The 15,294-nt window shown below is 51.2% G+C and carries 12 protein-coding genes; 2 read left to right on the forward strand and 10 right to left on the reverse strand.

Annotation, left to right across the window (positions count from 1 at the left end; all coding sequences use genetic code 11):
* Positions 1 to 258: 258 nt before the first annotated feature.
* From ycfP to hinT, 7 genes are all read right to left on the reverse strand, one after another.
* Complete coding sequence (gene ycfP, locus ABT58_RS09705) at positions 259 to 792, reverse strand: alpha/beta hydrolase YcfP (RefSeq protein ID WP_047874192.1); 534 nt, start codon at positions 790 to 792, stop codon at positions 259 to 261.
* Between the two features lie 244 nt (positions 793 to 1,036).
* Positions 1,037 to 1,954 carry a DUF6279 family lipoprotein gene (locus tag ABT58_RS09710; RefSeq protein ID WP_169749958.1) on the reverse strand — a complete coding sequence of 306 codons (918 nt, stop codon included), beginning with the start codon at positions 1,952 to 1,954 and terminating at the stop codon, positions 1,037 to 1,039.
* A gap of 145 nt (positions 1,955 to 2,099) precedes the next feature.
* Entirely contained in the window at positions 2,100 to 3,077 is a 978-nt protein-coding gene (locus tag ABT58_RS09720; RefSeq protein WP_158261722.1) for a phosphotransferase, read from the reverse strand.
* 16 nt (positions 3,078 to 3,093) lie between these two features.
* On the reverse strand, positions 3,094 to 3,687 hold the full coding sequence (lpoB, locus tag ABT58_RS09725) for a penicillin-binding protein activator LpoB (protein WP_047874196.1): 594 nt from the start codon (positions 3,685 to 3,687) through the stop codon (positions 3,094 to 3,096).
* Positions 3,688 to 3,744: 57 nt separating this feature from the next.
* Positions 3,745 to 4,131, reverse strand: coding sequence for a YcfL family putative periplasmic lipoprotein (locus tag ABT58_RS09730; protein ID WP_047874197.1), 387 nt, complete (start codon positions 4,129 to 4,131; stop codon positions 3,745 to 3,747).
* Positions 4,131 to 5,516 (reverse strand): COG3014 family protein, encoded by a 1,386-nt coding sequence (locus ABT58_RS09735; RefSeq protein ID WP_047874198.1) that lies wholly within the window; start codon positions 5,514 to 5,516, stop codon positions 4,131 to 4,133. The genes ABT58_RS09730 and ABT58_RS09735 overlap by 1 nt, the downstream gene beginning before the upstream one ends.
* Before the next feature lie 154 nt (positions 5,517 to 5,670).
* Complete coding sequence (hinT, locus tag ABT58_RS09740) at positions 5,671 to 6,021, reverse strand: purine nucleoside phosphoramidase (protein WP_047874199.1); 351 nt, start codon at positions 6,019 to 6,021, stop codon at positions 5,671 to 5,673.
* 363 nt (positions 6,022 to 6,384) lie between these two features.
* Here hinT and ABT58_RS09745 point away from each other — a divergent pair, with 363 nt between their 5' ends.
* Positions 6,385 to 8,388, forward strand: a complete 2,004-nt coding sequence (locus tag ABT58_RS09745; protein WP_047874200.1) for a methyl-accepting chemotaxis protein — start codon at positions 6,385 to 6,387, stop codon at positions 8,386 to 8,388.
* Between the two features lie 308 nt (positions 8,389 to 8,696).
* On the forward strand, positions 8,697 to 9,728 hold the full coding sequence (gene pyrC, locus ABT58_RS09750; protein WP_047874201.1) for a dihydroorotase: 1,032 nt from the start codon (positions 8,697 to 8,699) through the stop codon (positions 9,726 to 9,728).
* 140 nt (positions 9,729 to 9,868) lie between these two features.
* On the opposite strand, the gene ABT58_RS09755 is transcribed toward pyrC, so the two are convergent.
* From ABT58_RS09755 to ABT58_RS09765, 3 genes are read right to left on the reverse strand one after another with little or no spacing between them, the layout of a single operon-like run.
* A complete protein-coding gene (locus tag ABT58_RS09755) occupies positions 9,869 to 12,967 on the reverse strand; it encodes an efflux RND transporter permease subunit (RefSeq protein WP_047874202.1) in 3,099 nt (1,032 codons plus the stop codon).
* A complete protein-coding gene (locus tag ABT58_RS09760) occupies positions 12,964 to 14,058 on the reverse strand; it encodes an efflux RND transporter periplasmic adaptor subunit (RefSeq protein WP_047874264.1) in 1,095 nt (364 codons plus the stop codon). The genes ABT58_RS09755 and ABT58_RS09760 overlap by 4 nt, the downstream gene beginning before the upstream one ends.
* A 7-nt stretch (positions 14,059 to 14,065) precedes the next feature.
* The gene (locus ABT58_RS09765; RefSeq protein WP_047874203.1) at positions 14,066 to 15,106 is read right to left on the reverse strand and encodes an efflux RND transporter periplasmic adaptor subunit; all 1,041 of its coding nucleotides are present in this window, start codon (positions 15,104 to 15,106) and stop codon (positions 14,066 to 14,068) included.
* Between the last annotated feature and the right edge of the window lie 188 nt (positions 15,107 to 15,294).

Below are 15,294 nucleotides of genomic sequence, written 5' to 3' on the forward strand. Positions count from 1 at the left end.
TATTTTTAAAGCCTGATGGTCGTTATCGCGTGCTCTTGGCCGCGTTTATTATTAAGGTAACTCACCGGCTTTTGGCGATGATTATCATCATCCCCTTACATTTTGTGTGACGATTATCTAATAATTCAGTAAGGGTTGAAAGCAAATAATGCAAAAAAATCGATATAATTTCAAAAAAGCCCGCAAAAATTGCGCTAGCGCATGGAATTGAATGAGGATTTAATGAAGACCCCATATGAGCATGGGGTCATGAGGCGATCAGGCTTTGAAGGCTTTCAAGGTCTGCAAGTGTTGAGAGATTTTCTTGAATTTATGGGTTTCGTTGTCATCCCAGACCACGTCGTAGTAGGTTTCGAGCTCTTTGGCTGACAGCGTGTTGTCCATGCTTTCATCCTGACGCGACAGGAACAACAAGCAATTGCCTTTGTTCTGCAGACGGAAATCAGACACACATTTGGTCGCAATATCCGCATACTCTTCCGGACGGTCAATTTTACCTTCCATATTGACTTCCGGATGCAGATTCGGGTTGAACATAGCTTGCTTGATACCACACAAAAAGCCAATACGCTCAGACCAGTACCCACCTAGCCCCACGCCACAAATCAAGGTGTCTTCTTTACCGTGGGTTTCAACAAGGGCACTCACTTCTTTGAGCAAGTGTGCCATATCATGCTTGGGATGCTGCGTACTGTAAGTGACGATCTTTACATCATCAATAAACTGCAACTGCAGCACTTTCTCGTGGTTGCCCGCGCTGGTTGCATCATAGCCGTGTAAATAAATAATCATCAGTAACGTCCTGTTTTTCTTTCTGGATTCTAGAACCGTTCAGGTACCTTTCATCAAATAAGCCTAAACATCCTGCATCAGACAGGGGGCTTAAGGCCAGAGTTACGTAAAGGTAACATTTCCAACTGTAAAATCTAACACTTTTTGTAAGGTTTGTTGACCTATGTCGTGTTCACGAAGTGTCCACGGAGTGTTCACGAAGTGTTCTCAATCTGTCCACGTCGTGCCGCTTCAATGCCTCAGTTCACTTCTGCTGAATCAGCACCGCAACGTCTTTGCGCAGGTTAACCAACTTACGATTCAATGTTTGCCGCTGTTTATCACTCAACGAGTGTTGTAAACGCAACATCAGCTCAAATCGGCGATTCAGGTACATATTCATACTTCCCTGATGTGACGGGCTATTTAAGGCCATCATATCACGCAACAGTTGCGAAAATTGTGCTTCAAACCCCGCCTGACGCCGAGTCTTAAGCAGTGACTGCCAGCGCTGCCAATATTGCTGTCGCATGGCAAGAAACGTCGGCGACATCTCCAACTGGTAGCCCGCCAGCTCTTTCAGTAATGCCCGTTGTGTCGGAGTCGTGCGCCCGACCCAATCTTCGGTGGTATCAATCAGGCGTTCAGTGCGTTTGTTCAGTCGTTCAGCCTCACTGAGCCCACGCCGCTCTTTATCCCATTCATTAAAGCGCTGCTGTAATTCACGGTTGAGCTGGCTCACTTGCTGATCGCTCAATAATGACAAGGTCGCCGCTAACGGTTTGGCGAGATCGCTGGCGGCATTCTGCCCTATCCCCGTAAACAAATAATGATACTGACGAATCTGGGCAAACGTCATGGGGGTAAGGATATCCGCTTGTAAGCGATCAAGGGCACGGTGAATCGGCGGGAGTCCCTGCTGGCGATGGCGCTGTAGGGCTTGGGTTAATTCTCGATCCAGCACGTTGTCTTGCTGGCGAGTAAGATCAACATAATCGTCGATGCGGTACGCAATCAAACTGTCGAGGTTGTTATACGCAAACCGTGTTGTGCACCCGGCCAGCAGCACCAACATCCCGATCAGACACCACCCTATGCGGTACGGCCTGGCCGTCGAAAAGAACCGGATTGCTGTCGAGCTTGATAAAGCCGACCTTGATGCTGTCACTGGGTTGTGCGCCATCCTGCCCCCTTGCTTTTTCTTATCGTATTCACGGTCATACAAAAAGCAGACCATCAACACGTACACCATGATGCCTAGATTCAGTCTAGGCGACCACGACAAGAAAAGAGATCAAAGAAGAGAGGAACAGGTCACGGAATCGGGATCACACTGCCGGATGTAACAGCTTTTGTTGTAGCCACTTAGCCTGCACGCGGTAGTCATCGTTATCCCATTGCTGAGCGCCGACGTAATACCACAACATGGCCAGATAATCGCACCATGGCAACCATGCTTGTACGGCTGCTAACCAGGTTTGCGGTGACGCTAATGCGTCTAATCCTAACTGCGCACGTTGTTGGCAATATACCGTCACAGCGGATTGCGGCGACCACTGATTGGCACTGATGGTCATGGCCAAATCCAGTGACGGATCGCCCGCCGCCGCATACTCCCAGTCAATCACGGTGTACCCCCCATCTAGGCGATGGATCAGGTTATACGCGCCTAAATCATGGTGACAACACGCAGCAGGAAAGGTCTTCGTCTGAGAGGGTAACGTACGTACCGTTTGAAAGTGCTGATACAGCGCCGTTAATGCGGGTGTTTTATCGCTCTCGGCCATATAAGCCCAATAATGACGGGCGCGTTGGCGGCAATCTAATGCCCAGTCAGGGACTGGCAAGGCATGGATCTGTGCCTGCACACGCAGCAAGGTCGCCATTGGCAAATCGTAAGGGGCAGTTTCGCCATCCACCCACGTCACTAATGCCCCTTCTTGATGATACAAAAATGGCGCAGGAGAAATGCGTTGTGTCAGGGAGTGAAATGACGGTGCCGCAGAGGACGTCTCTGTTTGATGTAACAGTGTTTGATTTAACAATGCAAGCAGCTGATATTCCTGCTCACGATTAACACCAAACGCTGTCGAGGCGGCAGAACTGGGCCGCCAGACACACGTCTGCACGGCCGAGGTTTGGGTTTGGGCCTGCTTCTGGCTTTGAGTCTGGCGATGTTGCAAGGTGACGCGCCAGCAGCGGTTACTGAGACCGCCGCTGAGTGGTGTCGCGTCAATGACCTGATAATCCGGCCACAGGCGATGCAGCTGTGCTTTTAATGCAGCCTGCGACGATGAACGCGCCACCTCCATCACTCCAAACTTACCAGCCTAGCAGGCTTTTTGACGCTTGCTTACGGATCTCGGTTTCATCTGCCCATTCAATCAGGCCCGTTTCCAAGTCCATCAGGCGCATGGTCATTTTGTAGTACACGTCCTGATCGCTGCCCGCCGATTTCACGATGCTCGCTAGGTTGCCGTACAGCATGTACTGTGCGCCGACCATTTTACCGAACTGAATCGCCGTGCTCTGGTTCACAAGCTGATCGTTATTCTGGAAGTCCAATTGCTTACGCACGTCTTCCACACGGGTCATGTCCACAAAACGGAATTTGCCCGAGTTCAACAAACGGGTGCTGACAGAATCGGTAATGGACTCGGTATCAATGTGCTCGCTGGTTTTATTGCGAATGCTATCAACCACAATGATCGGACGTTTACCGTTAGCGGTGATCGCCGCCACCGAGCCGGATGACAACATGCTGTCTGTCATTTCTTCCGCAATCTTCTGCAGATCCGTAGAACCAAACTCAATCGTTGTGGTTTCTACCGCCTGCGCGTCACCGTAGCTCACTTTTTGTGCACAACCGCCCATTAGCGCGGCCACACCCATTAACGCAATTACGCTCTTCTTCATTGTTTTACCTTACTTCTTCGTTGTGCAGCATGGGATCACCCTGCACGATTCCCCAAATCAATCGTTCGCTTTACGGATATAAATCCGGTATTGCGTGGCTTCTGGTTGTCTTGCCACCGCTTGCAGTGTCATGGTGTCTTGACCATGAATGATCACATGACGCCACGGGCTATCACTGCCGCTCACTTCTAACCCTTGTGCGTTGTACCAATAAAAGCGGTACTGTAACGCCAAATCCGAATCAATATTGCTCTTCACTGGCACGGCGGCTTTCAGCAGGCCATTCACATTCGACACTTGCGCTTTTTCGATGCTCAAACGTTGTGCCAAGTGTGTGTTACCAATCACCACACTCTGATTACTGCTTTCAATGCTGATCCCTGAGGTATTCGCCGCACACGCGGTCAGTCCCAGCACCATGCCCAATACAATGAGTCTTCTCATTAGTTATCTCCTAATAATACTGACCAGCCGGTCATCACTGTGCCCTGTCGCGACACCCATACCATGGTCGTACGACCCGGCTTCACGTTGACGGCTATCGATTGCCCTTGCCAAGACAACGCATACTCGCCCGCCTTGACATCTTGCTGGCTCAACGACACCTCGGCCGGTAACGTCTCCCAACTGCGGGTATCCGGTTGTTCGGTCAGGGTGTTGAAAATATTGACCAACACATTGCCCAAATCATCCCCTTCACGGGCGGCGGTTCGGCGTACTTCATTTTTCGCCAGTACCCGCAAAGATTGACGCACGACCATCGCAGGTAACGCTTCTTGCAAACTCTGTTGCGCCATGCCGTTCACATTGACCAACGGACTTTCACTTAACGTTTTTCGCCCGAGCATTAACGGGCTATACACCGGTGTGGCAGTATTGCGGTAATACGGCAACGCCAGATTGTACATGGCCCCTTGACCACGACTGTCTGGCAACCACAGCGGTAAACGCCAGCCATCACGCGCAGCGACCACACCTTGTTCATCAAACACAATCACGCGTCCTGTGCCTGCTGGCGGGCGGTGATACGCCCCGTATCGGGCAGTGAGTGATTGTAAATCGCTGCGCATATCTAACCGTGTCGCGAGTCGCATCACCGACTGACTGACATACGGGTTATTCGGGGCGACGGCTAAAGCGCGTTTGTAATCGATATAGGCATTGTTAAGATCCCCTTCCGCTTCATACAACACGCCAGACAAATAAAACAGATACCCGTTTTGCACATTGCCTAAGGTATGTCCCGCATTGGGGTAGCGGGCTAAAATCGCCCCTACGTTTTGGTCAATGCCTTTTTTCTCTGCCGCTTTTTCTGCCTGCGCAAGTTCGGCCTGACGGACTTTCTTCGCCGCTTCCTGTACCTGATTCGCACGGCGCACTTCCACCAGTGCCCCTTCTAAATCATGCTGTTGAATATAGTTGAGCGCAAGATAGAGGTGCAGAAAGCCCAATTCATAATCTGCCGGCTGATAGGTGATCATATTGTCATTGGTCAGCAAGGCACCGGCTTGATTTAACCCGGAGGAAATTTGAATCACCGCCTCACGCTGTTGCGCTTTCACCGCTTCATCGGCTGTTTTCAGGGCAGAAAAACTGAGTGGATACTGCTCGGCGACAAAGCCCACGCGGCCGCGCTCCATCCCATCCAGGATCGTACCCGCAGGCGCATCAGGTAATACCGACAACGCCGTTTGATATTGGCCTTGCTGCATTGCCTGATGCGCCTCAGACGTAGCGGCACTGTAATGGCTGAATAAGTTTTGCGCCGACAAATTTGCGCAGGCGGTTAACCCGAGTGAAAACATCACCACAAGGGCACGTTTGATCATGCTATTGCTTACCCCAATAAAAAAGTCTGAGTGCGGTGGGGCTTTTTTGCGTATGACGCGCTGCCTAACCGCCTACTCAGACTTCAAACTGACACTGAAGTTCCTGCTCACCAAGTCAATCTTATACTTGGCTGTAGGCTTACCTCGACGGCGATTAACCGACGATCATTGGTCCCATTGGACGGCCACCCACTAGGTGCATGTGGATGTGGTACACTTCCTGACCACCGTGTGGGTTACAGTTTACGATCAGGCGGTAACCGTCTTGTGCAATACCTTCCTGCTCAGCCAGTTTACGGGCAACCGTAAACAGACGACCCATCATCAACTCATCTTCAGCTTCTACATCGTTCACGGTCGGCAGCAGCTTATTAGGAATGATCAAGATGTGGCTTGGCGCGCGCGGGTTAATGTCACGAAATGCCGTCACCAAATCATCTTGGTATACGATGTCTGCCGGAATTTCCTTACGAATGATTTTACTGAAAATGGTTTCTTCAGCCATGTTGTGCTCCGTTATCAATGTATAAGCGTGTTTGCCAGTATGCGCGGTTCTGTTTGACAGAGCAATAATGAACACCGTTTTAAATAGGCAGACGCTGATTTTTACATCGCCTGCCTTCTTTTTCAACTCAAGACTCTTCCTTCAACACAGGGACCTCTTCGCCATTCTTTAGCAACACCTCTAAACAATATGCCTACTCACACACCACATTGAGTCAAAGTTGTCCATAAAATACCGGTAATGACAGAGCATGAAATTGCCGCCTCACACTTTGCGTGAAGACTAAAAACAGTTTTATCAGTTTCATTTACAGTACTCTCAATAAGTTATGTCGCCGCTAACTGGGTATTTTCAAGGGATGTTATGAAAAAGAAGCAACACACCTCAGTTATTCGCCGTATGTATGCCGGCTTTGCCATGATGGTGATCCTGTTTACCGCCATGGTCTTCATGATGTTGGATGGCACCAGCCGTATCCATCAACAATTACAGCAGGTCACTGACACGGCTTTACCTTTGGTGTCTTACTCCAACCAGGCCAGCGTGCGCTTACTCGCCGCCGATAAATTATTTAAAGATTTCCTCACCAGTCAGGATCCTGCACGCATGGATGCCTATGAAGGCCTCTTTACCGATGCCCATGCCCGCTTTAGCGATTCACTGGCACAATTAGTCATACTCAACCGCGACAACGCGGAAGTTCAACATCAGTTAACGACCCTCACCGCCATTGAGCAACGCTATTTCCAGGAAGCACAAACGGCCATGGTGAACTATCGCACCCAAATGCTGGCGCAACACGAACGTCAACAGTCCACGCGACAGTTCCAACGCCTGTACACCACCCTTTATGACGACATGAAGGAGCAACTTGCCGATCAGCGCAACGTGGCCATCACCATGATGTCGAAAAACTACTTTTTGAAATTAAAACAGACGGAAACCATTACTTCAGATGCGCTGGCAACGGAAGACATTGACGCCATTAACAAAGCGATCCGTAACAACAAACGCTACGTGAATCACGTTGGCAATGCGTACCGCTCACTGTCGACCATGATGCCCGCACTCAAAATGGCGTTTGATCAACCGATTGCCCGCTACATGCGCGATATTGGCCAAAGTGGTGGCGCATTAGATGCCCATTATCAATACATCGAATCGCGCAATAAGCTGTATGACAACATTCACACTCTGGCCGCAGAAATTGATAAAGCGACCCAGATCCTCGACAGCTTCCGACACTATGCCAGTGGCCAAATGGACAGTGCCATTGATCGTGCCGATGTGGCTTACCAACAAGGCTACAAAAAAGCCCTCATCTTTGGTGGGATCATGGCGGCACTGGCCATGGCCATTGGCTGGTATGTGGCGCAGTCTGTCAGAAAACCACTGCAATCGACCTTAACGACCCTAGAGGCCTTAGCCAACGGTGACATGACCAAACGTAATGACGTGAACCAGTCGGTCGAATTCAGCCAGCTGGGTGTGTATATCAATAGCCTTGCGGATAACTTACAGGAAATATTAGGCCGTTTGAGTCAGGCGTCAGGCGAGCTCACCACAGTGGCTGAGCAAAATCAGGCCACCACCAGCGATGCCAAACAGCGCCTGCATGAACAACGCCAGCAGACCGCCTCTGTTGCTACAGCCATGACAGAAATGGAACATTCCGTGACGGAGGTGTCGCAAAGTGCTCAGAACACCATGCAGCGCATTCATGACGTTGAGCACGCCTCGCAGACCGGACGCGAAGTGATGAACAACAACATCGACACCGCGCAGCAACTGTCTGCCCGTTTGGATGAATCCGTCCAAGCGGTGGCGAACTTGCAGCAAACCAGTGGTCACATTGGCTCTATTCTGGATGTGATCCGCAATATCGCGGATCAAACCAACTTACTGGCACTCAATGCGGCCATTGAAGCGGCACGGGCCGGCGATCAGGGACGAGGTTTTGCCGTGGTGGCCGATGAAGTACGTGTACTGGCCAAACGCACCACGGACTCCACCGCTGAAATTGAGCAGATGATCACCACGTTGCAAGATCGCGCCAGCCAGACGATGACCTTGATGCAAAGCTGCCTAACCGAAATGGATAACAGCATTGAGCAAGCCAACAACGCCAATGCCGCGATGGAAGCGATTCAGGCCATTATTCAGGAAATCAGCATGATGAGCGCCCATATTGCCCATGCGGCGGAAGAGCAACGGGATACCACCGCCTCTACCGCCCGTACTTTAGAAGGGATCAGTCATATTGCGGATGCCAACTTTGCGTCAATGGAAGAAGTGGCCGCCGCCAGCCAAACGCTGGATGTGTTGGTGCATCAGCAAAACGATCTGGTACAGCGCTTTAAGCTCTAAGCCAAGCCTCTTTGACTTTCTCGCCGCCAGTGCATATTGGCGGCGAGTCTTTTTCGACAGCAAGCGCATTTTTACCTCACGCTAGACTCCCAGCTTCGCCGCCGTATTCCCTTTTTCTATCTTCTACTTTTCTTGCTTTAGCTGTCGCTTTACCTGCAAATTCACCCGCTTAGCCCTTTCCTTGATGCCGCCCACAGGCAAACGGTTGCTCCTTTATTCATCAACAAGATAGATTGTTTGAATTGTGACCTTTACATCCCTTTTCTAAGCAATTAGAATCGGTCGATTTTTTTTGGAGGGAAGCAACAATGACGACGATGACGATTACACGTCCTGACGACTGGCACATCCATTTACGTGACGGTGACGTGCTCACTGATACCGTTCGTGATATTAGCCGCTACATGGGCCGCGCGATTATCATGCCAAACTTGGTCCCGCCGGTGACCAACACTGAAGCCGCTCTGGCTTACCGCGATCGTATTCTTGCCGCCAATCCTCTGGCTCCTTTCTCTCCTTTGATGACGTTATATCTCACCGACAACACCACCCCAGACGACATTCGCCAAGCAAAAGCCACGGGCCACATTTACGCTGCGAAACTGTACCCTGCCGGTGCAACCACCAACTCAGATTCTGGTGTGACGTCTATCGATAAGCTGATCCCAACACTGGAAGCGATGCAGGAAGTCGGCATGCTGCTGTTGATCCACGGTGAAGTGACGACCCACGAGGTGGACATTTTTGACCGCGAAAAAACCTTCCTGGATACCGTACTCGGCCCAATCGTGGAAAAAATGCCAAACCTGAAAATTGTGGTGGAACACATCACAACGAAAGACGCGGTTGAGTTCATTAAAAACGCAGGGCCAAATGTGGGCGCAACGATCACAGCGCATCACCTGATGTTTAACCGTAACCACATGCTGGTTGGCGGTATTCGCCCGCACTTCTACTGTCTGCCGATTCTGAAGCGTAATACGCACCAGGAAGCGTTGGTTGAAGCAGCCACCAGCGGTAACCCGAAATTCTTCTTGGGTACCGATTCTGCCCCTCACGCCCAAGGCCGCAAAGAATCTGCCTGTGGTTGTGCGGGCTCTTACACCGCGCACGCGTCTATTGAGCTGTACGCCGAAGTGTTTGAGAAAGCCGGTGCGCTGGACAAACTGGAAGCCTTCGCAAGCTTCAATGGCCCTGACTTCTACGGTCTGCCTCGCAACACAGACACCATCACACTGACGAAAGAAAACTGGTCAGTGCCTGAAACCATGGCATTTGGTCAGGATGTGGTTGTGCCAATCCGTGCGGGTGAAGAAATGATGTGGAAAGTCATCGCTTAATCGACGCAGTGGCGGATAGCGAGAACCTAGAATCGAGTTACTAGAAACTAGAAACTAGAATGAAAACAAAAAAGGGGACGCAGCATTGCGTCCCCTTTCTTTTTCGCTCACTCAGAGTGTCACCTCTGATGCGTTCAGCACTAGCTCATCGCAGGATTGGGTTTCAGTTGCGTTTGCTGATCCGGTAAACGGATATGGTGGAACAAACGGTACAACACCGGCACCACAATCAAGGTCAGTACGGTGGCAAAGCCCAGACCAAACATGATGGTCACCGCCATCGGTTTAAAGAACACATCCGGCAACAGTGGGATCATCCCCAAAATGGTGGTTACCGCCGCCATACAGACCGGACGCACACGACTGACCGCCGCATCTACCACAGCCTGATATTTCTCTTTCCCGCTGGCAATTTCCAACTCGATTTGATCCAACAAGACGATACCGTTTTTCACCAGCATCCCTGACAAACTCAAGAAGCCCAGCAAGGCCATAAAGCCAAACGGCGTATTGAGCAACAACAGCCCCGTCGTCACCCCGATCACCGCCAGCGGCACCGTCGCCCATACGATCAGGGCTTCTTTCACTTTGTTGAACAGGAAGATGGTGATCAGGAACATCACCAGATAACCCATCGGCATGGTCTGGAACAAGGACGCTTTCGCATCTGCCGATGACTCATACTCCCCGCCCCATTCCAGTGAATAGCCCGGTGGGTAATTCAACGCTTCGATTTGCGGCTGAATACGCGCCTGCACCGTCGCGGCCGTTTCATCCCCCAATGGATCCGGGTCGGCCATCACGGTCAGCATGCGTTTACGGTTTTTCCGCACAATGAGCGGATCTTCCCAACGGATATTGACGCCGTTAATCACCTGCTGCAACGGAATGTAGCCCTGAATCGCCGGACTCCAAATCTTCATGCCTTCAATGGTGCTGACATCGACCCGCTCAGCATCCGGCAGACGTGCCACAATCGGCATCAGGTTTGTCCCGTCACGGTAAACCCCAACCGTTAAGCCAGAGAACGACATTTGCAGCAAATCATCCACGTCCTTTTTGGTGATCCCGTAACGACGCGCCTGACTTTCATTGAAAACCGGCTCAATCACTTTGTTACGTTCACGCCAGTCATGACGAATATTAAACGCCCCCGGATCCGCATTCATGATCGCAACCACATCCTTCGCCATACTGCGCAAGACTGTCGGATCCGGCCCCACTAAGCGCGCTTCAATTTTTGAGCCCGATGATGGGCCTAACATGATTTGCTTGATCTTGTATTCCAGCTCGGGGTGATCCGCATCGAGCATCGCACTGAGCTTGCTCATCACCGGAATCACATCCTCAAAAGTGTTCACACGGATGATCAGCTCCCCGTACGAGGAATAGCTTTTCTCTGGTGTGTACGTCAGCATGAAGCGCTGCGAGCCTTTCCCCGCACTGGCACTGACAAATGCCACACGTTCATCCTGCGTCACCTTATTTTCCAGCTCTTTAAGCGTGGTATTGGTCGCCCGAATGTCTGTCCCTTCCGGTAACCAGACATCGACCATGAACATCGGTGTGGTCGATGACGGGAAGAACGACTGCTTGAGTAAGGTAAAGCCATACAGGCTGACACCCAACATAATCACCAAAGTGATCACTGTGAGCCATGCACGACGCAGACAAAACTCAAGGAAGGATTTGTACCAAACGAACAGTTTGCCGGCATACGGATCGACATCGGCATCCTCTGTGCTGGTTTTGACATTACGGAAGAACAAATCCGCAAAGAACGGCGTCAGTGAAATCGCGGTGAACCAACTGAGCATCAAGGACACCAACAACACACTGAACAAGGTACGACAGTATTCACCGGTGGAATCCTGTGACAGGCCGATCGGCGCAAAGGCCATGACCGCAATCACGGTCGCCCCCAACAGCGGCCATTTAGTCTGGGTAACAATGTCTGACGCAGCCTGCATCCGGGTTCGCCCCTTCTGCATGCCTATCAGTATGCCTTCGACCACCACTATCGCATTATCCACCAGCATCCCCAGCGCAATGACCAGCGCCCCCAGTGAGATACGTTGCAAATCAATGGCCATCCAGCTCATGAACACAAAGGTGCCCAGTACCGTCAGTAACAGGATCAGGCCGATCAAAATCCCCGAACGCAGCCCCATGAAAAACAGCAGGACGATAATTACGATGGCCACCGCTTGCCCGAGACTGACCACGAAGCCGCTCACAGACTTGTCGACTTCGGTTGGCTGGCTGTACACCACCCCAATGTTGATCCCCACCGGTTGCTGCTCTTTGAGCTCCTGCAAACGGCGCTCTACGCGCGAACCGGCTTCCACCACGTTAATGCCATCGACAAAAGAAATACCGACATTCAACGCCTGCTGCCCGTCATAGGCGATCAGGTTATCGGGAATTTCTTTGAAATCACGCTTAATCGTGGCCACATCACGCAGGTAAATCAGCCCTTCCGAGCCTGTCTCAGTAATGATCAAATCACCGAGCTCATCGACATTTTTGAACTCGCCGGTCGGATGGACACGAATGTACTCACTGCCAATGCGTACGGCACCGGCACTGGTCACGAGGTTCTGGGTTTCCAATATCCCGTAAATGGTCTGTGGCGAGATCCCCAAGCTGCTCAAGCGCTGCATCGAGATTTCAATGAAGACCTGCTCTTGCTGGGTACCGGTAACGGAGACTTTACCTACCCCATCCACCAGCTCGATTTCACGGCGCAAGTAATCGACATAGTCGTTGAGCTCTTTGTAGCTGTAACCGTCGCCGGTAATCGCCAGCAAAATCCCAAAGACATCACCAAAATCATCAATCACCTGCGGTTCATACACCCCGGGTGGCAGTGACGGCTTGAGATCGTTCACCTTACGGCGCAATTCATCCCAAATCTGCGGCAAATCATCCGGCCCATAATTGTTTTTCATGGTCACGGTAATTTGCGATAACCCACGACTGGAGACCGAGTTCACCTCGTCCACATAGGTCAACTGCTGAATCGCTTTTTCTATCGGATAGGTGACTTCCTCTTCCACTTGTAGCGGTGTTGCCCCTGGATAGGACGTTACGACCATCGCATCTTTAATGGTAAAAGCCGGATCTTCCAAGCGCCCCAAGCCAAAGAACGCCATGGTGCCGCCAATTAAGAAGATCAGTGTCAGCATCCAGCTGATCACCTTATTGCGAATAAAATAGGCTGCTATATCTTGTTTCATACGCCGCCATCCTCCTTGTTCACGATCCGCACTTGCTGGCCTTCACGCAGTCGGTTTGCCCCTTCCACCACAATCACCTCATTGGCTTGTAGCCCACTGAGCAAACGTACCCCTTGCGGCACGACTTTATCGGTCACCACTTTGCGTTTACTGACCGTATTATCCGGCCCTACGACCCAGACGAACTTGTTGGCTTTTTCCAAATCATCCCCGTCTTCATTGAAAATGGCTTCCAGCGGGATCACCGGCTCACCGCGTCGGTAAATTTTGAGCTTCTGCGCATCGGCTTTCACTTCAACGGCCATCCCATCCAGAATGAACCGATCTTTGGGCATCGGCATGGTGAGTGTCACGAGGAACGAGCCCAATTCCGGATCAGGCTCGGTGGTAAACTCTTTCAATCGGGCGTTATATTCCGTGCCATCTTCCAGTACGATGCGAGCACCGGGCGCCGAGTCCTGTACTTCCACGGCGGTACTTTGCGAATAAATCATGTCCGGCGCCTGAATAATCACATCCACCGCATCCGTCAGGTGCAAGTTCATTACCGTTTGACCCACTTGCATGTTTTCAAACTGCTCAACCGGCACCCGGGAAATCACCCCGTCAAATGGCGCGCGCAGCTCCGTGAACGTCAGGTTTAACTTGGCCAAGTCCAACCGCGCTTTGGCAATACGACGTTGTGCTTTTAACTCATCAAATTGTGATTGCGGCAAAAAGCCCTGCTTTACCAGCTTGGCCGAACGGCGATACTGGCTGTCGGCTACATTGAATTTAGCGCGCGCATCATCCACTTCCAGCTTGTAATCTACCGGGTCAAGCCGCGCCAAAAGCTGGCCTTTTTTCACGCGGTCACCCGGCCGTACCGAGATATGGCTGATTTCGCCCTGCACCCGAAACGACAAACTGGATTTGTTCGCGGCCGCCGCTACGGCCGGAAATGTCAACTGAGGGGCAGATTCTGCCATCTGTACGGTCGCCACAGCCACGGGCGCGACTATCACCCGCTCTTCAACAGCAGGCTTCTCACACCCCGTCAACCCTACGGCACTGGCCAACAGACACAGCGCAAAGGGTAAATCTCGTCTCATTGTCATGCTACAGCCCCCTTTCCTTGACCCATGCCCGCACTTTCTGGCCTTCCTTCAGCTCAAACACACCAGACGTAGCAATATTGTCGCCATCGGCCAAGCCCAACAGCACCCGTCGTTTATCATCCAGTTTGACAGCCACTTTCGACACCATGCCTTGCTCATCCACTTTCCAGACAAACTGCTGATCGCCTTCTGTCATGATGGCACGTTGAGGGATCGCCCCTAACTCCCCGCCAGGCAACGCAACCCGTACATGACCCGCCATGCCCGGCAACAAGTTCACTCCGGCTGGGCGCTCCATAAAGAGAGTCACTTTATAGCTGGAGGTTTTCTCGTCGGCTTCGGTATCGAGCTCTTTAAATTCGGCAGGAAATTGCTGATTGGGGATGGTGTCAAACGAAACACTGGGCTTAATGTCAAACCCGCTGGAATGTTGAAATCGGGTCAACAGTTGGTCAGGTAACTGAAAAGTCACGTTGATCAACCCTGCACTTTGGATATGCATGACCGGTTGCTTAGCAGTGACGTATTCATAGTTTTCAATTAAGGAGAGGGACAGGGTGCCGTCATACGGCGCAATCAGGGTGGCATATTTCAGGTTGGCCTGCGCTTTTTCCAGTTCAGCTTTGGCTTGGTTCCGCTCGGCTTTTGACCGGTCAAAATCGAGCTCTGATACCACATTGGTTTTCAGCAGTTCCCGATCCCGTTTGTACTGCACATTCGCAAGTTCATAGTTGGCTTGGGCTTGCTCAACTAACAATCGCAACTGATCCGTATTTAAGTGCGCCAACGTCTGCCCCCGCTTGACATTGTCGCCCGGATCCACGACCACTTTGTCTAACTGGCCAGAGACTCGAAAGGCCAACACGGCCTTATCTCCCGCTTCCACCACCGCAGGGAAGGTACGAAACACTTCGTTATTTCCCACCGCAACGGAATGCAATTTCACCGGCCTTGATTCGGGCTCCGGTACCGGTGCTTCTTTCTCGCCACATCCTGTCACTGCGACTAACAGCACAGTTGTCGCTAACAATACGCGTCCCATAACATCCTCAATCCATTTCTTTTTGCTTTATTTATACGTGGAAGCGTTCGCAAAACAGCAACACAACTACCCACCTTTTGTTACCACTATAGCCCAGACAGCATGACATTATCTGAACATTACGCAAAAACATGACCAAAAACAGATCATTAAATTGCTTTTGCACAACATCATTCATGCTTTATTTA

Source organism: Photobacterium aphoticum, assembly GCF_001029435.1.
Classification (GTDB): Bacteria; Pseudomonadota; Gammaproteobacteria; order Enterobacterales; family Vibrionaceae; genus Photobacterium; species Photobacterium aphoticum.